We start from the raw sequence: 20,672 nt of genomic DNA on the forward strand, positions 1-20,672 counted from the left end.
ATAATCTTTCGCGCGACTGGAATAGATTTTATCTCTTTTTTATCACTATATAAATAGGTCAAACGGCTTATTTAAGTGACAAAATATCAGGGTGAAATTGCGGCCGCTGTCTCATCGACAGCGGCGCAAACGATCAGGCGGGGTGTTTTTCCGGGTTTTCGTCCTGGTCAACGGCAAAGCAGGCCACCAGTTGGCCACCGTAGTTCTTCAGCTGCGGCTGCAGCTGAGTGCAGGGGCCAAAGCGACGACGGCAACGGGCGTTGAATGCACAACCCGGCGGCGGGTTCAGCGGGCTCGGCAGCTCGCCGGTCAGCTTAATACGCTCGCGGCGATCGTCCGGATTCAGGCGCGGTGTGGCCGACAACAGGGCCTGGGTATACGGATGCTGCGGGTTGTTGAAGATCTGATCCTTGGTCCCTTTTTCCACGCAACGTCCGAGATACATCACCATCACTTCATCGGCAATATGCTCTACCACTGACAGGTCATGGGAGATGAACACGTAGGACAACCCCATATCCTGCTGCAGGTCCATCATCAGGTTTAACACCTGCGCGCGCACCGAGACATCCAGCGCGGATACCGGTTCGTCGGCAATGACCACGTCCGGGTCCAGCATCAGACCGCGGGCAATGGCGATACGCTGGCGCTGACCGCCAGAGAACATATGCGGATAGCGATCGTAGTGCTCGGTTTTGAGCCCCACCTTCGCCATCATCGCCAACGCTTTTTCCCGGCGCTGCTCTTTGTTCAGCGTAGTATTGATCTGCAGTGGTTCTTCAAGAATCTGCCCCACTTTCTTACGCGGGTTTAACGACCCGTAGGGGTTCTGGAAGACGATCTGGATTTTCTGACGACGCAGCTTTTGCGCGTGCGGATCGTGCTTAAGCAGGTCTTGTCCCTGGTAGTAAAGCTCACCCCCGGTCGGGATTTCAATCATCGTCAGCAGGCGACCCAGCGTGGATTTCCCACAGCCGGATTCACCCACAACCGCCAGCGTTTTCCCGCGTTCGAGGGTAAATGAGACGCCGTCCAGCGCTTTCACCAGGCGCTCCGGTGCGAACAGCCCCTTCTTCACCGGGTAATATTTTTTCAGGTCGATGGCCTGCAACAACAGCTGTTGCGTGGTGGCCTCATGGGTACTCATAGCGTAGGCCTCCCGGCATCATCCAGTGGGTAGTGACATTTCGACTGACGGCCGCCGTCAACGTGGTTCAGCGTCGGCTCCTCGCTGCGGCACCGGTCGGTGGCATACGGGCAGCGCGGGTTTAACAGGCAGCCGTTGGGACGGTCATATTTCCCAGGGACTACACCAGGCAGAGAAGCCAGCCGCGCTTTATCCTGAGCAAACTCCGGCAGCGCACGCAGCAATGCCTGAGTATACGGATGCCGCGGGGCGCGGAAGATATCTTTCGCATCGCCCGCTTCGACGACCTGGCCGGCGTACATCACAATAATCTTGTGTGCGGCCTCAGCCACCAGCGCCAGATCGTGAGTGATCAGCACCAGCGCCATATTCTCTTTTTGCTGCAGCTCCAGCAGCAGCTCAATGATCTGCGCCTGAATCGTCACGTCTAGTGCCGTGGTTGGCTCATCGGCAATTAACAGCTTCGGCCGACAGGCTATCGCCATGGCAATCATCACGCGCTGGCTCATCCCACCAGAAAGCTGGTGCGGATAGACATCAAGCCGCGATGCCGGGTCCGGAATACCCACCAGCGTCAGCAGGTCGATCGCCCGTTGGATGCGGGTTTTTTTATTGCCCCCCTGGTGCACCTTAATGGCCTCCATGATCTGGAAGCCGACGGTGTAGCATGGGTTAAGGCTGGTCATCGGGTCCTGGAAGATCATCGCCACTTCTGCGCCCACCAGCTGGCGGCGCTCTTTTTCTGAAATACGTTTCAGATCGCGACCATTAAATTCCAGCTTATCCGCCATTACGCGGCCGGGATAATCAATCAGGCCCATAATCGCCAGCGAGCTGACCGATTTACCGGAACCAGACTCACCAACAATCCCGACGACTTCGCCCTGGTTAACGCTGTAGCTCACGCGGTCTACCGCGCGAAACGGGGTGCCTTCATCACCGAAGTGCACCGATAATTTATCAACATTCAATAACGCCATCTCGAACCTCTTACTGCTTCAGTTTGGGATCGAGCGCGTCACGCAGACCGTCACCCATCAGGTTAAATGCCAGCACCGTGAGCAGAATGGCCACTCCCGGGAAGGTGACCACCCACCAGGCACTCTGCGCGAACTGCAACACGTCGGAGAGCATCGTGCCCCACTCCGGTGTCGGCGGTTGCGCACCCATGCCAAGGAAGCCAAGAGCGGCCATATCGAGAATGGCGTTAGAGAAACCCAGCGACGCCTGAACGATCAGCGGCGCCAGACAGTTAGGCAGAATATTGACGAACATCTGACGCAGCGCGCCCGCGCCCGCCACTCGTGAGGCAGTCACGTAATCACGGTTCACTTCCACCAGCACCGCCGCGCGCGTCAGACGCACGTAGTGCGGCAAGGCGACAAAGGTCAGTGCGATTGAGGCGTTCACAATCGACGGGCCGAAGATGGCCACCAGTACCAGCGCCAGCAGCAGGCTTGGCAGCGCCAGCATAATATCGACGATACGCATGATGATGGAGTCAATGACGCCGCCGAAGTAGCCGGCCACCAGGCCAAGCACCACGCCGAGGATCAGCGACAACACCACCACCAGACAGCCCACCAGCAGCGATAAACGGGCGCCGTACATCAGTCGCGACAGAATATCGCGGCCAACGTCATCGGTGCCCAGCAGGTGCGCAAAACTTCCCCCTTCCTGCCAGGCAGGCGGTGCCAGCAGTACGTCGCGGAACTGATCCGCCGGGTTGTAAGGTGCGAGGAAGTTCGCGAACACGGCGATAATAATCATGATCGCCACGTAGACCAGGCCAACGACCGCCCCTTTATTGCGTTTGAAATAGTGCCAGAACTCCTTCATCGGGGTCATTGGCACCGGTGCGGCGACAACTTTATTTTCAGTAACTTGTGACATGATGGCCCCTTACTTCTTATGCCGAATACGCGGGTTCACCACGCCGTACAGCAGGTCGACCAGCAAATTGACGAGGATAATCATCGTCGCGACCAGCAGTACCCCACTCTGCACCACCGGGTAATCACGGCGTTGCAGTGCATCGATCAGCCAGCGCCCTAAGCCTGGCCAGGAGAAGATAGTCTCGGTCAGGATGGCGCCCGCCAGCAGCGTCCCCACCTGTAAACCGATCACCGTCACTACCGGCAGCATGGCGTTGCGCAGCGCATGGACCACAATTACGCGCATGCGGGTCAGCCCCTTGGCACGCGCGGTACGAATGTAATCTTCACCCAGCACTTCCAGCATCGACGATCGCGTCATACGGACGATCACCGCCAGCGGGATAGTGCCCAGCACCACGGCTGGCAAAATCATGTGCATCACCGCGTCAACAAAGTCGCCGGGTTCACCCCAGATAGCGGTGTCGATCAGCATAAAACCGGTGAGCGGTAGCGTGTCGTCGAGGAATACCGTGTCGCTGATTCGCCCGGAAACCGGGGTCAGGTTCAGCTGCACTGAGACCAGCATAATCAGCATCATGCCCCACCAGAAGATAGGCATGGAATAGCCGGTCAGCGCGAGGCCCACGGAGGTGTGATCGAAGATAGAGCCGCGTTTTACCGCAGCCAGTACCCCTACCGGGATACCGACGGCGACGGCGAAAATCATCGCGCATACGCCCAGTTCCATCGTCGCTTTAAAGCGCGGCACGAACTCCTGCCACACGGGAATACGGCTTTTCAGCGAAATGCCTAAATCGCCATGCAGGACGCCCCAGATATAGTGGACATACTGCTGCCACATCGGCTTATCAAGGCCCATTTCAGCCAGCAGCTGAGCATGACGTTCAGGGGAAATACCACGTTCGCCCGCCATAATCATCACCGGGTCACCGGGGATCATATGGACAAAGGCAAAGGTGAGAAGGGTAATACCGATAAATGTCGGGATGACAAGTCCCAAACGTCGGAGAATGAACTGCAACATAACCCGGATTCTCTCTAGTGACGACCCGCCTGGTGACGGGGCGTCTGTATTGCTCACAAATGTCAGTTCCCTCTCCCCAAGGCGGGGAGAGGGGAAACACGCTGTTATTATTCGATAGAGACGTTATCGAAGTGGTGTTTACCTAATGGATCGACCACGTAGCCTTTGACTTCTTTACGCACCGGCTCATAAACAGTGGAGTGTGCGATGATCAGAGCCGGAGCCTGGTCGTGCATTACTACCTGCGCCTGTTTGTACAGCTCGATACGCTTATTATGGTCGTCAGTAGCACGTGCCGGCTGAATCAGATCTTCAAACGGCTTGTAGCACCAGCGAGAGTAGTTAGAGCCGTCTTTTGCCGCCGCGCAGCTGAACAGGGTCGCAAAGAAGTTATCCGGATCCCCGTTATCACCAGTCCAGCCCATCATGACGGTCTGGTGTTCACCGGCTTTCGCGCGCTTGAGGTATTCACCCCACTCGTAGGTTACGATCTTCGCCTGGACGCCAACTTTGGCCCAGTCGGCCTGGATCATCTCAGCCATACGGCGTGCGTTCGGGTTGTACGGACGCTGTACCGGCATGGCCCACAGGTCGATCGAGAAGCCTTTCTCCATACCGGCTTCTTTCAGCAGCGCTTTCGCTTTTTCCGGATCGTAAGTGTAGTCTTTAACGTCGTCGTTATAGCCCCACATGGTCGGCGGAATCAGGTTTTTCGCGGACTGCCCGGCGCCCTGATAAACGGCTTTGATAATCGCTTCTTTGTTCACCGCGTAGGTCAGCGCCTGGCGGATCTTCACGTTATCCAGCGGTTTTTTCTCGGTGTTGAACGACAGGTAACCGACGTTCAGGCCCGGCTGCTCCATCAGGTTAATGCTCTTATCTTCCTTCATGCGTGCAATGTCGGCCGGGTTCGGGTACGGCATCACCTGGCACTCATTTTTCTGCAGTTTGGCGTAACGTACGGAAGCATCAGGTGTGATAGAGAAGACCAGACGATCGATCTGCGGCTTGGTGCCCCAGTAGCCCGGGAAGGCTTTATAGAGAATACGGGAGTCTTTCTGGTACTGCAGCAGCTGGAACGGACCGGTACCGATTGGGTTCAGATCCACTTTTTCCGGCGTGCCGGCTTTCAGCATGTTGTCAGCATATTCTTTGGACAGAATAGAGGCGAAGTCCATCGCCAGGTCCGCGAGGAACGGCGCTTCCGGGCGAGTCAGAACGAACTGGACGGTCTTATCATCCACCTTCTTCACTTCGCTAATCAGGTCCGGCAGGCCCATGCCTTCGAAGTATTCGTAGCTCCCGCCAGAAACTTTATGGTACGGGTTTTGAGCATTTTTCTGGCGATCGAACGAGAACACGATGTCATCGGCGTTCAGGTCACGGGTCGGTTTAAAGTCTTTATTGTCCTGCCACTTCACGCCCTGACGCAGGTGGAAGGTATAGGTTTTTCCGTCAGCGCTGACTTCCCACTTTTCGGCCAGGCCAGGAATAACTTCGGTGGTACCGGTTTTGAATTCGACCAGGCGGTTATAGATTGGCACCGAGCTGGCGTCATAGGTGGTACCAGAGGTGAAAAGCTGTGGGTTAAATCCTTCCGGCGAACCTTCAGAACAATAAACCAGGGTTTTCGCCTGAACGCTTGCGGCAACAGTCAGGGCGACCAGGCTCAGACCAAGCTTCAGCATCCCTGACTTTTTCAAGGAAATACTCATTCTTCTGCTCCAAATGTGATGATGTTGTTTTGCATATATCCGCCAGGCCTTTATTTATTTTTATTCGTCATATTTCGGGCTACGAATGCGTTGGCTACGCTTGCTAACCTCAATCACATCATTATCTGTGCGTCTGGAGATTCACAAGCTTGCCGCGTTCCCGCAGCTCGAACTATTTAGAATATACCCGGTCCGGTCGGTGGTGCCCGAAGGCGTAGAGAGAGATGGGGATTCCTTTCACAAAAACGACTGAGTTGCAGTGCGGATTCTCCATGAAATGCCCCTCATGCCCTACAATCTGTCAACAGAATGCGTAAACGTCAATACAGCCAACCTGGTTTTACATCCGGGGTGAGAATCCGCAGGCAAAGATTAAAAAAACTTCATGCCGGTATTTTCAGCAGAGAAATTTATGCTACCGGCAATTTTGCAGCATAAGCGTCTTAATACCTTGCAACATCTAGTGATAAGCAATTCTGGTAAATGGTGAAAATTTATTGCGATATGGCCAATATGTGAGCGATTAATAGCGCGAACGTTAAAACGCACAGCGGAAAATGCTGAAGTTATCCATAAGCTTCGCGAAATAAGAACTAACCAGAGATAAAAAAATACAATGGAAGATGTCACAAAATGGTTAACAGGCGCTTGAAAACGGGGAGAAATGGTTTTTTGGTAACTTTGGTTAACGGGCTGCGAGGCATTCCCGGTGTCGCACCGCTCGGCCGGGCTACCGGGATCGCGCTGGAGCAAGATGCTGGCACCGGACTACAGGCGAAAAAAAACCTGCTCGTTGAGCAGGTTTTTTAAATTTGGTCGGTGATAGAGGATTCGAACCTCCGACCCCTTCGTCCCGAACGAAGTGCGCTACCAGGCTGCGCCAATCACCGAATGCGGGGCGCATCTTACTGCTGAGATACACACCCGTCAATGGCTTATTATGAAAAAATCACTCAAGCGGCGAGAAACTCGCCACCCGGTTATTTCTTCGGCGCCGCAGCAGCGTCAGGAACGTGGCACCAGTTGTTATGCTGGTTAATCCCGCCGTCCGGCGAAGTATAACCAAGGCACCCCATAATAGTGTCATACAGTTCTACATGACGACGCGGTACCTTCATCGCCGCCTGTTCTTTAAGGCGGGCGAAAGAGGCTGCATGGTCAGGCGCTTGCAGATACTTATCCGACATCCATACCATCATCGGCACGCGGAACTGCTCAGGAGGCGCCATCTTACGCGGCGTACCATGCAGGTGCTCGCGCTCGTTGATCGACTCACCGTGATCGGCAGCATAGAACACAATCGCCTTCTTATCCCGCAGCTGATCCAGCACGCTCACGATAAAGTGATCGACATAGGTCACGGTGTTGTCGTACGAGTTAATCAGCTCGGCCTTAGAGCACTTGTTATCCACGCCTACACACTCCGGCTGCCATTTGGCAAAGCTGCGCGGATAACGCTGGGTGTAGTTAAAGTGCGACCCTTTCGTATGCAGAATAATCAGATGCTTACCATGGGTATTCTTCGCCAGCGAGCGCTGAACCTCATCCACCAGCAGCATGTCATCCACGCTCTTGCCACGGTTACGCGGCTCGGCGCCAATCTGCTCACGATAGGCAATGTTGTTCACCATGGTATTGCTGTAGAACCACATCTCGCTCTGCATCGCGTACAGATCGCCGCTAAAGCCCATCTGATGCAGAACCGAGAATACGTTTTGCTCTTTCAGCGTCCGCTGTGGGTTATCATCCGCCCCGCCTTCCCGCACGAACATACAGCGCAGAGAAAGTTTGGTAGCCGTATCGCAGGAATAACCGCGGAAGGCGACCAGGTTTTTCTCCTGCGCCAGCTTCGGCGTGGTATTTCGGCTATAGCCTAAAATTCCCATATGATCCCAGCGGGTCGTCTCGCCGATAATGAACACCACGTAGGTATCATCCAGACCTTCAGGCGCCACATAGGTGAACTTCTTTGCCGGGTTGATTAACGACTTGTTGTCGGAGGATTCATCCACCTGTGCCCAGGCATACAGCCCCAGCGCAGAAAGCCAGTTCGACGGCAGATACGAGTTGGCCATAACCCCGCCGTAGCTTGGCATATCCACCTCAGAGCTGCGCTCAACGTTCTTCTGCCGCAGCTCCAGCAGACGAATTGGCCCCCAGACCATTAACCCGGCCAGCACCACAATAGTAATGTTTTTCAGCCGCTGACCCGGCGTGCGAATTTGCCGCAATAGCGTATGGCGACAGCGGTTATTCCAGATAAGCAGGAGCGGAGGCGCACTGACCAGCACCATCCATAGAATCAGATACCAGCCCACCACTTCCTGAGAAAGGTCGATATCTGTCGTCATGACCGACGCAATAATGCCGTAACCAATGACCACGTTCAGGAAGGTCATGTAATAGCTGGCGGCGGCAGAGAAAATCACGACCAGTGTGGCTAATATTCGCCAGACACGTCTGCCCAGCAGCGACAGCAGACGCAGCAGGAAAAACGTCACCAGTACGGTTGCAACCAATTCCACAATCCCGGAAAGCCCTTTCCAGAGGGTAAACTCCTGCGCATAACCATCAAGCCGACGGTAAAGCACAGCGACGTTCATAAACCAGCCGATGTACAGCGCCAGCCAAAAACTGAGTTTCTGCTGTGTCATCGTTCTAATATATTTCATGCATGAAACCTGGAAAAAGAAGAGATAAAACCGCCTTGCTTACGCAATATAAGTGGGCAGGTTAATAGGGTGCGTTCAGGTTGTTTAACTACTCAAACCCATTCGAGATGCCTTGCGGCGACGGGCTCGCGAATCCTCCGGAACTGACTTAAGTCAGTGACTGAAACACGCGAGCGCAGTCAACAATAAGGTCATTTGAAGGACGGAGAGTATAAGAAACCTCTTTAAAGCGCGCTAAGTAGACCACAGAGAGAGGAAAAAGTACCGGGAGGGAATGTGATCCAACCAAACATTTACAAAACATTTGGTTGGACTGGCACAATTTGCTTAGGAGGTAACGACTTCATGTCGTGAAAGCGCGTCTTCAGGCATGCGCTTCGCTATACACCTCGCCTTTCGGTTGGCGAATCGTGGTGGACAGCGCCAGCGAAAGAATCAGCAGCGCGAATATAACGCAGAAGGTGACATAGAACCCGCCGAACAGCGAAGCAATCAGCGACCCACAAATACTGCCGATACCAAAGCCCAGATAAATCACACCGTAGTTTTTCGCCAGATTGTTCAGACCGAAGAATTCACTAATTAACGATGGGAACACGGTAATAGTGCCACCGAAGTTAAAGGCCACACAGGCGATAGCGGCAAAGAAAGTCATCGCGTTCAACGGGGCGAACAGCAGCGCCGCCATCCCGATCAGGGAGACCACCTGGCCAATCGTAATCACCCGAATGCGGGAGATTTTATCCGACAGGATGCCCAGCACCAGGCGTCCGCTCAGGTTGGCGATAGATATAACGGTTACCGCATTCGCCGCCGTCGCAACATCCAGATGCACCATCCCCTGAGCGATATCTTTCGCCACGCCAATCACATACAGACCACTCATGCAGGCGGTCAGGAACATCACAGCTAACATCCAGTACTGCGGTTTACGCATCGACTCAGCCAGCGTGAAGTCATTTTCCACCACGCCGTTGTGGGAAGTCGCGGTATGTTCTGGCGCATCTTTCATTAATGTCGCACCGAAGACAATCATCACCAGGACGATGGCACCCCAGATAATGAAGGTTTTCTCCAGCCCGACGGTGGCCAGCAGGTGGGTATCAATAAACTTAAATCCGAGGCTGCCGAGACCGTAAGAGCCAATGGAGAAGGCAGAGATCAGTCCCTTACGTTCCGGGAACCATTTCACGCAGTTGGAGAGCGTCAGCAGGTAGCCTGCGCCATCCGCCAGCCCCACCAGCAGACCCGCGCTCAACCAGAGCATTAACAGGCTATTGGAGTGTGCGGTGAGGAAAAAGCCGAGGCCCAGCAAAATCCCGGACGCCATTGTGACGCGTTTGACGCCAAAACGTTCCTGTAATTTACCGGCAACGGAAGAGGATAGCGCCAGACCGAGACTTAACAGACCGAAGGAGAAAGCCACCTGGCTGACCGGTTCATCCAGTTTTGCGGAAAGGGAACTGTTGAACAAACTCCATGTATAAACCGATCCCAGCGCGAATTGTGTAACGATCGTGCCGGCTAGCGTAAGCCAGCGGGTATATTGACTGTTTGCAGCGTTCATAGCAGATATCCTGAAGAATTAACTGCCGCCACAATAGCGAAGTCCCCTGGCCGCCAGGCTAAAAAAGGCATGAAATGCCATCAGCATGGAATGAAATGCATGCAGGCAGGAATGAATGACATAGGAAAAGCGATGGCGCATGAAACCCACGTCAGTAAGTTAGTGATCGCTATCTTACAAACCTGCGCCATTACTGTATTTTTTAGGTAACAACTACGTTTCCAGGATGCTACAAAAACGCTAAAAATTCGCGCTAACACCCATCACGTAGAGATAATTTGCACCCGTCGTCGGATTCTCTGCCTGGGATAATGCCGCCCATGCCGCGAGGTGTGAATTGAGCGACATGTCCGCTCCAAACGTCACATCGCGCCAGGCACCGTCCTGCCCGCGGTTTGGCCCAATCAGTTCCGACGAAACAGGCTGGTTATAGCTCACCTGCGCCCACGGATGCACGCCCCACAGCTCCTGATAGTCCATGCGCCAGCCGAGCGTATTCACCCATGGATTATCCGTCGCCCGGCGCGCCGGCGGAGTCGATACTACATCACTCCGCAGGCTCGCCACCGGCCCGGAGGTGACGCCGTTGGCCAGGGTAAAATTCCAGCCGACGCTCATCCCGTGGCTGCTGTCCGGCGGGGCGACAGCCTGATTTAGCGCCATACCGGGAAGATCGCCGGAAGCATTCATCCGCTCAGCCAGAATATCTTCATAACGTGGTTGGTGATCGCTATCCCACGTATAGCGTTCAGAGGTATTACTTTTAGTATCGTTAGCGATATATTCCTGTTGCCAGGCATACGCACCAGTAATCAACGAGGCCCAGACGACCACACACGCCGGAAGCAAGCGCCCCCGAATGCCATAGCTTTTCTTTATTATCATTAATGCGACTCCAGAGAAGAGCCAAACCGATATTATTGCTGTGTTTTTATGGGATGTGCTTCCCGTGAATACCCTGAATAATGTGACTGGACAAGCGAATGCTGCCAATGCACATGCAAGCTGAATAATGGCGGGTATATTTGAGAGCGGTATCCCTGTATTAACTATTATCTTTATCTTTCAGCCGTCAAGGTGAACGCGTAAGTTTTATTGCTAAAGGGAGAGAGACATGCAACGTTGCGGATGGGTAAGCCAGGACCCGCTTTATATCGATTATCATGATACCGAGTGGGGCGTTGCGCAAAGAGATGCCCATAAACTGTTTGAAATGATCTGCCTTGAGGGCCAGCAGGCCGGGCTGTCATGGATCACGGTACTGAAAAAACGCGAAAATTATCGCCAGGCCTTTCATCATTTCGTCCCCGATCGCGTCGCGGCCATGGACGAAGCCGATATCGAACGGCTGGTGCTGGATGCCGGTATTATTCGCCATCGTGGGAAAATTCAGGCCATTATTGGCAACGCGCGCGCCTTCCTGGAGATGGAGCAAAATGGTGAGTCTTTTAGAGATTTTGTCTGGTCTTTCGTCGACAATCAGCCACAAATCTCCCATTCCGCCACCCTTGCGGAAATCCCAACCACCACTCCAGCTTCCGATGCGCTCTCAAAGGCGCTGAAAAAACGCGGCTTTAAGTTTGTCGGTTCCACGATCTGCTACTCCTTTATGCAGGCCTGCGGTCTGGTCAACGATCACGTGACGAGCTGTTTCTGCCATCCGGGAGGCGATGATGATCCGCAAGTGGGACGATAACAATACCGCTCCGCTGCTCACCCTGTGGCTGGAAAGCACGATTCACGCGCACCCGTTTATCCGCGAAACGTACTGGCATGAGAGCCTTGCGGTGGTTCGCGATGTCTATCTGCCCGCAGCCAAAAGCTGGGTGTGGGAAGAACATGGCATGGTCAAAGGGTTTGTCAGCGTCATGGAAGCACGCTTTATCGGTGCGCTGTTCGTCGCCCCGGATGCCATTCGGCGGGGCATCGGCAGCGCGCTGCTGGCGGAGGTCAAACAGCATTACCTCTGGCTGAGTCTGGAGGTGTATCAGAAAAACGTTGAGGCGGTGAATTTCTACCATGCGCAAGGCTTCCGGATAGAAGACTGCGCATGGCAGGATGATACCTTACAGCCAACCTGGATTATGCATTGGCCGGCGGATCAAACGCTGTAAGCGTCAGTGCGGGGCCATCATATTTCTCCAGCCACGCCAGCGCCGTATTTCCGGCACAGCCGTTGCCCAGCCGCGAGGTCGGGATATCTTTGGTCAGCATATTCACCGCACCGTTTTTGCAGATGCCCACCTGTGGGTCAATATCAGGCCAGGCCCCTTCATGCAGGCAAATAACCCCCGGACGAATACCGTCGGTCACCACCGCACCGGCCAGCACCTGGCCTCGCGAGTTCCAGACCCGCACCACGTCACCGTCGGCAATATTGCGCGCCTGCGCATCCTGCCGGTGAATGGTCAGCGGTTCACGACCGGCAACGGCGTAAGTTTCACGCAGCGTCGTGTGGTTAAGCTGACTGTGCAGACGGTGCGCCGGGTGCGCGGAGAGCACCTGCAGCTGACCGGTCTGCGCGTTACCGTGCCACTCATCCGGTGCCAGCCACATCGGGTGGGGCGGGCAGTCGGGATAGGCAAAACCGGCGATTGTCGGAGAGTGGATCTCAATTTTTCCGCTGGCGGTTTTCAACGGATGGGCCAGTGGATCGGCGCGGAATTCGGCAAAACGGGCAAAGCGCGCATTCTCCGGGTTCTCCGGCATCTCTATCAGCTGGTTAGCCTGCCAGAACTGCTCAAACGATGGCAGCGTAACCTGCTGGCTCGCTCCGCGTTGCGCTGCTATCTGATAGAAACTTTCCAGCCACTGTAAATCACTTTTTCCTTCCGTAAAGCGCTCACGCCCCCCGGCTTCCCAGCGCTCGCTGAGATCGGCAAAGACGTCAAAATCATCCCGGGCCTCATCGCGTGGCGCCACGACTCGCTTCATGGGTACCAGATGCTGATTGCTGTAATCCCCGGTCATCGTCAGATCGTGACGTTCAAACGAGGTGGTCGCCGGCAAAACGATATCGGCATGACGGGCGGCGGCGGTCCAGAAGCATTCGGAGATCACGATAAGCTCCGGCTTCTGCCACGCCTGAATCAAGCGGTTGGTATCCTGATGATGGGTAAAGTTCGCCCCGCCGCACCACCAGACAAAGCGAATATCCGGGAAATGGCGGTCCATTCCGTTGTGCTGATACGCGGCGCCGGGGTTTTCCAGCGCTTCGACAATGCGCGCCACCGGAATTTTATCGACGGCATCAGTGCCGCCCGCCACGCTGCCCTGCATCGAGGCCAGCACCGCCGCCCGCCGGGTGGGGTTGCCACCATTTGCAAAATGGTAAGAAAGCCCGAAGCCGCCGCCAGGGGTGCCAATCTGCCCCAGCATCGCGGCGAGGGTCACCAGCATCCAATGCTTTTGCTCGCCGTACTGCTGGCGCTGCATACCCCAACCGGACATCAGCATGGTGGTATTTTCGTGGAATAATGCTGCCAGTTCGCGGATCTTAGCTGCGCTAACCCCACAGATATCGGCGGCCCACTCGGCGCTTTTCGGCGTACCGTCGCTCTCGCCGGTCAGGTAACGGGCGAAAATCTCATAGCCGCTGGTGTAGCGCGCAAGAAACGCCGTGTCCTGCCAGCCATTTTCCACCAGCGTATGGGCGATACCCAGCATCATCGCCACGTCCGTGCCCATGTGAGGCGCAATCCACTCGCCCTCCTGGCCAAAGAAATCCACGGTTTCCGATCGCATCGGATCGATACAGATCACCCGCTTGCCGCTTTTGCGCAGTCGGTCAAACCATTCGATCCCCTGCTCATCGGAAGCGTTCCAGGCAATTTTAAGCGTATTCAGTGGGTTGGCGCTCCACAGCACCACCACATCGCTGTGCTCCAGCACCATCGGCCAGCTGGTTTGCTGCTGATAAACCTCATTGCCACCCACGACATACGGCATAATCGCCTGCGCCGCCCCGGTGGAGTAGTCACCCAGGTGGCCGGTGTATCCCCCCGCCAGGCTCATATAGCGTTGCAATAACGTCGCAGCTTTGTGCAGGACGCCGTTTGAGCGCCAGCCGTAGGAGCCGGCAAAAATCGATGCGGGCCCGTAGCTTTCCCGGATCCGTCGATGCTGGGTATGGATAAGATCCAGCGCCTGCTGCCAGCTCACCCGAACAAACTCATCCTGACCGCGGACACCCTGCGGGCGCTCCGGCGAGTCCAGAAAACCTTTTCGTACCATCGGATAACGCACGCGGGTTTTGCTATGCACTTGCTCGCGCACGGCGGTTTGCAGCGAGTTGGCGAAAGAGGTCTCCAGCGCACCGCGAGACGAGAGGACATTTTCTCCATCCGTTTCAACCAGCATTGGCCCCCAGTGGGCTGCGGTTAAGATGGTTTCGGTTGCAGATGAGGTTGGCAAAGCAGGCTCCTGGTCAGCGAATGCAGGTGTGGTGACGGTCTGTTACGCGACCGTTCAATGTTATTTACAAAAAGAGATGTTATCCGGGGAATTTTCTACGCTTTTGGGCGTCATAATCAACCGTCACGCGCGCTGTGACAAAGAATAAAAAGGATTAAGGAAATAACATGAAAAAAAGCGTACTCATGATTGCGGCGGTAGTTAGCGGCACTCTGGCCATTTCGGGCTGTACCACCAATCCCTACACCGGCGAACGCGAAGCGGGCAAATCCGGGATCGGAGCCGGCATCGGTTCACTGGTCGGCGCGGGCGTAGGCGCCCTCTCCTCGTCGAAAAAAGATCGCGGCAAAGGTGCGTTGATTGGCGCAGCGGCCGGTGCGGCGCTGGGCGGCGGTATCGGTTATTACATGGATGTGCAGGAAGCAAAACTGCGCGAGAAAATGCAAGGAACTGGCGTAAGCGTGACGCGAAATGGCGATAATATCGTGCTGAACATGCCGAATAACGTCACCTTCGACAGCAGCAGCGCTAACCTGAAACCTGCCGGCGCAAATACCCTGACCGGCGTGGCAATGGTCCTGAAAGAGTACGAAAAAACCGCGGTGAACGTTGTGGGCTATACCGACAGCACCGGCGGTCAGGATCTGAATATGCGCCTGTCACAGCAACGTGCCGACAGCGTCGCCAGCGCCTTGATCACCCAGGGCGTTGCTGCAAACCGCATCCGCACCAGCGGACTGGGCCCGGCCAACCCGATCGCCAGCAACAGTACGGCAGAAGGCAAAGCGCAGAACCGTCGCGTGGAAATCACCCTCAGCCCGCTCCAGTAAACCCGCCGGTCATTGCACCGATTGCGGTTTCCTCCGCCCGGCAACGCTCATCTGCCGGGCAAAATGCTTGATATAGCCGAATTTCGCGCTAAGGTGTTCTCCAGATTTCAGCAAAGGATGCCATCATGGCGAAAGCGGTGCGAGCAACGATTAGCGATGTGGCGAAAGCCGCTAAGACCGGAAAAACCAGTATTTCACGCTATCTCAATGGCGAAAAACACCTGCTTTCCGATGACCTGCTGGCCAGAATTGAAGCCGCAATTGCTGAACTCAACTATCACCCCAGCCTGATGGCGCGCGGGCTGAAGCATGGCCGGACCCGGCTCATTGGCCTGATCATCGCCGACATCACCAACCCCTACTCCGTCAATGTCCTTAGCGGTATTGAAGCGGCCTGTCGGGAGAAAGGCTTCACCCTGCTGGTGTGTAATACCAACAACCAGCTCGACCAGGAGCTGCACTATCTCGACCTGCTGCGCAGCTACCAGGTTGAAGGCATCGTCGTCAATGCGGTGGGGATGCGTGAAGAGGGGCTGAATCGCCTGCAGCAGTCGGCGCTGCCGATGGTGCTTATCGACCGCAAAATTCCTGATTTCGCCTGCGACGTCGTCGGTCTGGACAACACCCAGGCCGCAACGACGGCGACGGAACATCTGGTGGAGAAAGGCTTCGAGGCTCTGCTGTTCCTGAGCGAACCGCTGGGTTCGGTGAACACCCGCCGCGAGCGCCTGAGCGCGTTTCGCGCCACGATCCAGCGCCACACCGGTATCGTCGCGGAGAACGCCGAAGTCCAGCTTAACGACGGCGCGATGCTGGATACGGTGCTGCGCCAGTTCCACTCCCGGCATCGCGGCATGCGCAAGGCGCTGATTTCCGCCAACGGCGCGCTGACGCTGCAGATTGCGCGCGCGCTCAAACGGGTCGACCTGATTTGGGGCAGCGATATTGGCCTGCTCGGCTTCGATGAGCTGGAGTGGGCGGAGCTGGCTGGCGTGGGTATCACCACCCTGAAACAGCCCACGTGGCAGATTGGCTATGCCGCCGTTGAGCAGGTGGTACGGCGCATTGAAGGTAGTAACGACCCCATCTGCGAGCGGGTTTTTTCTGGCGAGCTGATCGTGCGTGGCTCCACCTCCCGGTAATCAACCTTCGTGATGGTGATCATAAATCAGACATCCTTCGCTTTCCTTTGGAACCGGTACCATCTAGCGTTATAGAAAGATTCGCTACAGTGCAACCGGGAGTTTGTCAGATGGCCAGAAAGATCATTGTCGTGACCGCCGCCTATGGTCACGATCGTATTAAAGAACTGGGTGGGCAATCCGCCGTGCTGCCGTTTATCTCCGGATCCGGCGCTGACGGCGTGGAAATCCGCCGTGAATTATTCAGCGCTGACGAGCTCAATCAGCTGCCCGCGCTGGCGGCTGACATCGAGCACCATAGCCTGTTAGCCTGCTATTCCGCGCCGGAAGCCCTGTTTGAAGCCAATGGCGCCCTCAACCCTCGCCTGCCGGCGCTGCTGCAGGAGGCGCAAACCCTCAACGCCCTGTGGTTGAAACTGTCGCTGGGTCACTTCTCCCACCACCACGATCTGGAAACGCTGCGCCACACTCTGCAGGAGAGCGGCATGGCGCTGGTGGTGGAAAACGACCAGACCGACTGCGGCCAGCTGGCGCCGATGCTACGCTTTCAGTCCGCCTGCCGGGTGAACCATCTGCCCGTCACCCTGACCTTCGATATGGGGAACTGGCTGTGGGTCGGCGATTCGCCCGAAGAGGCCGCCCGCCATCTGGCGCCCAGCGTCAGCTATATCCATGTCAAAGCCGCAGAGCCCCACCGGGAAAACTATCGCGCCGTTCCCCCTGATGAAGCGCCGACGCGCTGGCTGGCCCTGCTCGATAACCTGCCCGCCGATGCCCCGCGCGGTATCGAATTTCCGCTGGTTGGCCACGATCTGACGACCGTGACCCGCCGCTACGTCAATTTGCTACGCGAGGAGTAAGCCATGGAAAACAAGGTGATAGAAACCACAGGCATGGAAACCCCATTAGATGTCATCACCATTGGCGAAGCGATGGCCATGTTTGTCGCCACGCAAACCGGCGATCTGGCTGACGTCGAGCACTTTATCAAACGCGTGGCTGGGGCGGAGTTAAACGTCGCCACCGGTCTGGCGCGTCTGGGGCTGAAGGTGGGCTGGGTCAGCCGCATCGGCAAGGACAGCTTCGGTCGTTTTGTCCTGCGTTCGCTGGCAAAAGAGGGCATTGATGCCAGCGGTGTTAGCGAAGACAGCCGTTACGCTACCGGCTTTCAGCTGAAATCAAAAGTCGAAAATGGAACCGATCCCATAGTGGAATACTTTCGCAAAGGTTCCGCAGCCAGCCACCTCTCGACGGAGGATTTCCACGCCGATTACTTCGCCAGCGCCCGCCATCTTCACCTCAGCGGAGTGGCAGCAGCGCTGTCAGAAAGCTCGTATGCCCTGCTGGATCATGCAGCCAGGACGATGAACGCCCAGGGAAAAACGATCTCTTTCGATCCTAACCTGCGCCCGGTGCTGTGGAACAGCGAAGCCGAAATGGTCGAGAAGCTCAACCAGCTTGCCTTCCAGGCCGACTGGGTTCTGCCGGGACTGAAAGAAGGGATGATCCTCACCGGCCAGCAGACGCCAGAAGGTATCGCGGATTTCTATCTGACGCGCGGCGTGCAGGCGGTCATCATTAAAACCGGCTCCGACGGCGCCTGGTTTAAAACCGCTGCGGGTGACCAGGGGGCAGTCGCCGCCGTCACCGTCGACAACGTCGTTGATACCGTTGGCGCTGGCGATGGCTTTGCCGTCGGGGTGATCAGCGCCCTGCTGGAAGGTCACTCGCTGCATCATGCAGTACAGCGCGGGAACCATATTGGCGCACTGGCGATTCAGGTCCAGGGCGATAGCGAAGGATTACCAACTCGCGAGGCGCTGGGCGAATAGTCCGGGCTGGCGAACCATAACAGCCACCTCTGTACCCTACATACAGCGGCGGCATCATAAACCTCAACTTTAGAGGCAAGCCTATGAACAGCTCCACCAATGCAGCAAAACGTTGGTGGTACATCATGCCTATCGTGTTTATCACGTATAGCCTGGCGTACCTTGACCGCGCAAACTTCAGTTTTGCTTCGGCAGCGGGCATTACTGAAGATTTAGGCATTACCAAAGGGGTGTCGTCGCTCCTGGGCGCGCTTTTCTTCCTCGGCTATTTCTTCTTCCAGATCCCGGGAGCGATTTACGCCGAGCGCCGCAGCGTGCGCAAACTGATTTTTATCTGCCTGATTCTGTGGGGCGCCTGCGCCTCGCTAACCGGCATGGTGCACAATATTCCGGCGCTGGCGGCAATCCGCTTTATTCTGGGCGTCGTCGAAGCGGCAGTGATGCCGGCCATGCTGATTTACATCAGTAACTGGTTTACCAAATCTGAACGCTCGCGGGCCAATACCTTCTTAATTCTGGGTAATCCAGTCACGGTACTGTGGATGTCGGTAGTATCCGGCTACCTGATTCAGTCCTTCGGCTGGCGTGAAATGTTCATTATTGAAGGCGTTCCGGCGGTACTGTGGGCCTTCTGCTGGTGGGTGCTGGTAAAAGACAAACCGTCACAGGTCAACTGGCTTGCCGAAAGTGAAAAAGCCGCGCTGCAGGCGCAGCTGGAAAGCGAACAGCAGGGCATCAAAGCCGTGCGTAACTACGGCGAAGCCTTCCGTTCACGTAACGTTATTCTGCTGTGCATGCAGTATTTTGCCTGGAGCATCGGGGTGTACGGTTTCGTCCTGTGGCTGCCGTCTATTATCCGCAGCGGCGGTGTCAATATGGGCATGGTGGAAGTGGGCTGGCTCTCTTCCGTACCGTATCTGGCCGCAACTGTCGCGATGATCGTCGTGTCATGGGCGTCCGATAAAATGCAGAACCGTAAACTGTTCGTCTGGCCGTTACTGCTGATTGGCGGACTGGCCTTTATCGGTTCCTGGGCGGTTGGCGCCAACCATTTCTGGGCCTCGTATACGCTGCTGGTGATTGCCGGAGCGGCGATGTATGCCCCTTATGGTCCGTTCTTCGCCATTATCCCGGAAATGCTGCCACGTAACGTCGCCGGCGGCGCGATGGCGCTGATTAACAGCATGGGTGCGTTAGGCTCGTTCTTTGGCTCGTGGTTTGTGGGTTACCTGAACGGCAGCACCGGCAGCCCCTCCGCCTCATACATTTTCATGGGGGTGGCGCTTTTCGTCTCGGTATGGCTTACTTTAATTGTTAAGCCTGCTAATCATCAAAAACTTCCGCTTGGCGCTCGACACGCCTGACCTTTATCACCAGGGAGATCCGCATGAAGCCGTCCGTAATTCTCTACAAAACGCTTCCCGACGACCTGCTACAACGTCTGGAAAAACACTTTACCGTGACTCAGGTTAAGAATCTGAGCCACGACACCATCCAGCAGCACGCTGATGCCTTTGCCGGCGCGGTAGGGCTACTGGGATCGAGCGAAAAAGTTGATGCCGCGTTACTGGAGAAAATGCCCAGGCTTCGTGCGACCTCGACCATCTCCGTCGGCTATGACAACTTCGATGTTGAGGCGCTGAACGCGCGTAAGGTGCTCCTGATGCATACGCCGACCGTGCTCACCGAAACGGTGGCCGATACGGTAATGGCGCTGGTGCTCAGCACGTCACGTCGTGTTGTCGAAGTGGCGAATCGCGTAAAAGCCGGGGAGTGGACCAAAAGTATTGGCCCGGACTGGTTCGGTACCGATGTGCACCACAAAACGCTGGGGATCGTTGGCATGGGCCGCATTGGCATGGCCCTGGCACAGCGGGCGCACGCCGGTTTCGGCATGCCGATTCTGTACAACGCCCGCAAGCGACATCCGCAGGCGGAGGAACGCTTTAACGCGCGCTACTGCGATCTGGATACGCTGCTGCAGGAAGCCGATGTGGTCTGTCTGATCCTGCCGTTGACCGCTGAAACGCACCATCTGTTCAACGCCGACAAATTTGCCCGCATGAAATCCTCCGCCATCTTTATTAATGCCGGACGCGGTCCGGTTGTTGATGAACAGGCACTGATCGCGGCATTACAGCAGGGCGAAATCCACGCGGCGGGGCTTGATGTTTTCGAGCAGGAACCGCTGGCGAAAGACTCTCCGTTGTTGAGTCTGCCGAATGTCGTCGCGCTGCCGCATATCGGTTCCGCCACCCATGAGACCCGCTACAATATGGCGGCCTGTGCAGTGGATAATCTGATTGATGCGCTGAATGGTCAGGTGGAGAAAAACTGCGTCAACCCGCAGGTGAAGTGAAGGGAAAAGCTGATACTACCCGGCTGCATACGGACCGGGCAGTCTCCCGGGTCGGCGTCAGAGCCAGACCCGG

The 20,672-nt window shown here is 56.0% G+C and carries 18 protein-coding genes and 1 tRNA gene; 9 read left to right on the forward strand and 10 right to left on the reverse strand.

Annotated elements, in window-relative coordinates; all coding sequences use genetic code 11:
- Window positions 1-133: 133 nt before the first annotated feature.
- From dppF to dppA, 5 genes are all read right to left on the reverse strand, one after another.
- Window positions 134-1,147 carry a dipeptide ABC transporter ATP-binding subunit DppF gene (dppF, locus tag ACMYSO_RS12790; protein ID WP_123757191.1) on the reverse strand — a complete coding sequence of 338 codons (1,014 nt, stop codon included), beginning with the start codon at window positions 1,145-1,147 and terminating at the stop codon, window positions 134-136.
- Window positions 1,144-2,127 carry a dipeptide ABC transporter ATP-binding protein gene (gene dppD, locus ACMYSO_RS12795; protein ID WP_434582598.1) on the reverse strand — a complete coding sequence of 328 codons (984 nt, stop codon included), beginning with the start codon at window positions 2,125-2,127 and terminating at the stop codon, window positions 1,144-1,146. The genes dppF and dppD overlap by 4 nt, the downstream gene beginning before the upstream one ends.
- A 10-nt stretch (window positions 2,128-2,137) precedes the next feature.
- Window positions 2,138-3,040, reverse strand: a complete 903-nt coding sequence (gene dppC / locus ACMYSO_RS12800; RefSeq protein ID WP_434582597.1) for a dipeptide ABC transporter permease DppC — start codon at window positions 3,038-3,040, stop codon at window positions 2,138-2,140.
- 9 nt (window positions 3,041-3,049) lie between these two features.
- A complete protein-coding gene (dppB, locus tag ACMYSO_RS12805; protein WP_434665068.1) occupies window positions 3,050-4,069 on the reverse strand; it encodes a dipeptide ABC transporter permease DppB in 1,020 nt (339 codons plus the stop codon).
- Between the two features lie 107 nt (window positions 4,070-4,176).
- Entirely contained in the window at window positions 4,177-5,784 is a 1,608-nt protein-coding gene (gene dppA / locus ACMYSO_RS12810) for a dipeptide ABC transporter periplasmic-binding protein DppA (protein ID WP_123757187.1), read from the reverse strand.
- 672 nt (window positions 5,785-6,456) lie between these two features.
- Between dppA and ACMYSO_RS12815 the strand changes: the two genes are divergently transcribed.
- Window positions 6,457-6,594, forward strand: coding sequence for a hypothetical protein (locus ACMYSO_RS12815; protein WP_434665071.1), 138 nt, complete (start codon window positions 6,457-6,459; stop codon window positions 6,592-6,594).
- Window positions 6,595-6,597: 3 nt separating this feature from the next.
- Here the strand turns inward: ACMYSO_RS12815 and ACMYSO_RS12820 are convergent.
- The 4 genes from ACMYSO_RS12820 to ACMYSO_RS12835 form a co-directional block, all read right to left on the reverse strand.
- Window positions 6,598-6,674 (reverse strand) — tRNA-Pro (locus ACMYSO_RS12820).
- Window positions 6,675-6,764: 90 nt separating this feature from the next.
- The gene (eptB, locus tag ACMYSO_RS12825) at window positions 6,765-8,456 is read right to left on the reverse strand and encodes a kdo(2)-lipid A phosphoethanolamine 7''-transferase (protein WP_434665074.1); all 1,692 of its coding nucleotides are present in this window, start codon (window positions 8,454-8,456) and stop codon (window positions 6,765-6,767) included.
- A 364-nt stretch (window positions 8,457-8,820) separates the two neighbouring features.
- The gene (locus ACMYSO_RS12830; protein ID WP_434582594.1) at window positions 8,821-10,023 is read right to left on the reverse strand and encodes an L-lactate MFS transporter; all 1,203 of its coding nucleotides are present in this window, start codon (window positions 10,021-10,023) and stop codon (window positions 8,821-8,823) included.
- A gap of 240 nt (window positions 10,024-10,263) precedes the next feature.
- A complete protein-coding gene (locus ACMYSO_RS12835; protein WP_434665075.1) occupies window positions 10,264-10,908 on the reverse strand; it encodes an autotransporter outer membrane beta-barrel domain-containing protein in 645 nt (214 codons plus the stop codon).
- 229 nt (window positions 10,909-11,137) lie between these two features.
- Here ACMYSO_RS12835 and tag point away from each other — a divergent pair, with 229 nt between their 5' ends.
- Window positions 11,138-11,719: a DNA-3-methyladenine glycosylase I gene (tag, locus tag ACMYSO_RS12840; RefSeq protein WP_434665077.1), complete on the forward strand. Its 582-nt coding sequence runs from the start codon at window positions 11,138-11,140 to the stop codon at window positions 11,717-11,719.
- Window positions 11,697-12,137 (forward strand): N-acetyltransferase, encoded by a 441-nt coding sequence (locus tag ACMYSO_RS12845; protein WP_434670799.1) that lies wholly within the window; start codon window positions 11,697-11,699, stop codon window positions 12,135-12,137. The genes tag and ACMYSO_RS12845 overlap by 23 nt, the downstream gene beginning before the upstream one ends.
- On the opposite strand, the gene ACMYSO_RS12850 is transcribed toward ACMYSO_RS12845, so the two are convergent.
- Entirely contained in the window at window positions 12,106-14,436 is a 2,331-nt protein-coding gene (locus ACMYSO_RS12850; RefSeq protein ID WP_434665078.1) for a molybdopterin guanine dinucleotide-containing S/N-oxide reductase, read from the reverse strand. The genes ACMYSO_RS12845 and ACMYSO_RS12850 overlap by 32 nt on opposite strands.
- Before the next feature lie 167 nt (window positions 14,437-14,603).
- Between ACMYSO_RS12850 and ACMYSO_RS12855 the strand changes: the two genes are divergently transcribed.
- From ACMYSO_RS12855 to ghrB, 6 genes are all read left to right on the forward strand, one after another.
- Window positions 14,604-15,266: an OmpA family lipoprotein gene (locus tag ACMYSO_RS12855; protein WP_154144305.1), complete on the forward strand. Its 663-nt coding sequence runs from the start codon at window positions 14,604-14,606 to the stop codon at window positions 15,264-15,266.
- Between the two features lie 125 nt (window positions 15,267-15,391).
- On the forward strand, window positions 15,392-16,408 hold the full coding sequence (locus ACMYSO_RS12860; protein ID WP_434582590.1) for a LacI family DNA-binding transcriptional regulator: 1,017 nt from the start codon (window positions 15,392-15,394) through the stop codon (window positions 16,406-16,408).
- A gap of 110 nt (window positions 16,409-16,518) precedes the next feature.
- Window positions 16,519-17,268, forward strand: coding sequence for a sugar phosphate isomerase/epimerase family protein (locus ACMYSO_RS12865; RefSeq protein WP_434665081.1), 750 nt, complete (start codon window positions 16,519-16,521; stop codon window positions 17,266-17,268).
- A 33-nt stretch (window positions 17,269-17,301) separates the two neighbouring features.
- Window positions 17,302-18,240: a sugar kinase gene (locus ACMYSO_RS12870; protein WP_434670800.1), complete on the forward strand. Its 939-nt coding sequence runs from the start codon at window positions 17,302-17,304 to the stop codon at window positions 18,238-18,240.
- Between the two features lie 83 nt (window positions 18,241-18,323).
- Window positions 18,324-19,604 carry an MFS transporter gene (locus ACMYSO_RS12875; protein WP_123757176.1) on the forward strand — a complete coding sequence of 427 codons (1,281 nt, stop codon included), beginning with the start codon at window positions 18,324-18,326 and terminating at the stop codon, window positions 19,602-19,604.
- Between the two features lie 23 nt (window positions 19,605-19,627).
- On the forward strand, window positions 19,628-20,599 hold the full coding sequence (gene ghrB, locus ACMYSO_RS12880; protein ID WP_434665084.1) for a glyoxylate/hydroxypyruvate reductase GhrB: 972 nt from the start codon (window positions 19,628-19,630) through the stop codon (window positions 20,597-20,599).
- Window positions 20,600-20,672: the final 73 nt, after the last annotated feature.

Origin of the sequence: Klebsiella sp. B345, assembly GCF_051131735.1 — a bacterium.
Lineage (GTDB): Bacteria > Pseudomonadota > Gammaproteobacteria > Enterobacterales > Enterobacteriaceae > Klebsiella.

Bases quoted from the DNA above. Each gene is read 5' to 3' on its own strand.
- dppF (WP_123757191.1), bottom strand. From the start codon at position 1,147: ATGAGTACCCATGAGGCCACCACGCAACAGCTGTTGTTGCAGGCCATC.
- dppD (WP_434582598.1), bottom strand. From the start codon at position 2,127: ATGGCGTTATTGAATGTTGATAAATTATCGGTGCACTTCGGTGATGAA.
- dppC (WP_434582597.1), bottom strand. From the start codon at position 3,040: ATGTCACAAGTTACTGAAAATAAAGTTGTCGCCGCACCGGTGCCAATG.
- dppB (WP_434665068.1), bottom strand. From the start codon at position 4,069: ATGTTGCAGTTCATTCTCCGACGTTTGGGACTTGTCATCCCGACATTT.
- dppA (WP_123757187.1), bottom strand. From the start codon at position 5,784: ATGAGTATTTCCTTGAAAAAGTCAGGGATGCTGAAGCTTGGTCTGAGC.
- eptB (WP_434665074.1), bottom strand. From the start codon at position 8,456: ATGAAATATATTAGAACGATGACACAGCAGAAACTCAGTTTTTGGCTG.
- ACMYSO_RS12830 (WP_434582594.1), bottom strand. From the start codon at position 10,023: ATGAACGCTGCAAACAGTCAATATACCCGCTGGCTTACGCTAGCCGGC.
- ACMYSO_RS12835 (WP_434665075.1), bottom strand. From the start codon at position 10,908: ATGATAATAAAGAAAAGCTATGGCATTCGGGGGCGCTTGCTTCCGGCG.
- tag (WP_434665077.1), top strand. From the start codon at position 11,138: ATGCAACGTTGCGGATGGGTAAGCCAGGACCCGCTTTATATCGATTAT.
- ACMYSO_RS12845 (WP_434670799.1), top strand. From the start codon at position 11,697: ATGATCCGCAAGTGGGACGATAACAATACCGCTCCGCTGCTCACCCTG.
- ACMYSO_RS12855 (WP_154144305.1), top strand. From the start codon at position 14,604: ATGAAAAAAAGCGTACTCATGATTGCGGCGGTAGTTAGCGGCACTCTG.
- ACMYSO_RS12860 (WP_434582590.1), top strand. From the start codon at position 15,392: ATGGCGAAAGCGGTGCGAGCAACGATTAGCGATGTGGCGAAAGCCGCT.
- ACMYSO_RS12865 (WP_434665081.1), top strand. From the start codon at position 16,519: ATGGCCAGAAAGATCATTGTCGTGACCGCCGCCTATGGTCACGATCGT.
- ACMYSO_RS12870 (WP_434670800.1), top strand. From the start codon at position 17,302: ATGGAAACCCCATTAGATGTCATCACCATTGGCGAAGCGATGGCCATG.
- ACMYSO_RS12875 (WP_123757176.1), top strand. From the start codon at position 18,324: ATGAACAGCTCCACCAATGCAGCAAAACGTTGGTGGTACATCATGCCT.
- ghrB (WP_434665084.1), top strand. From the start codon at position 19,628: ATGAAGCCGTCCGTAATTCTCTACAAAACGCTTCCCGACGACCTGCTA.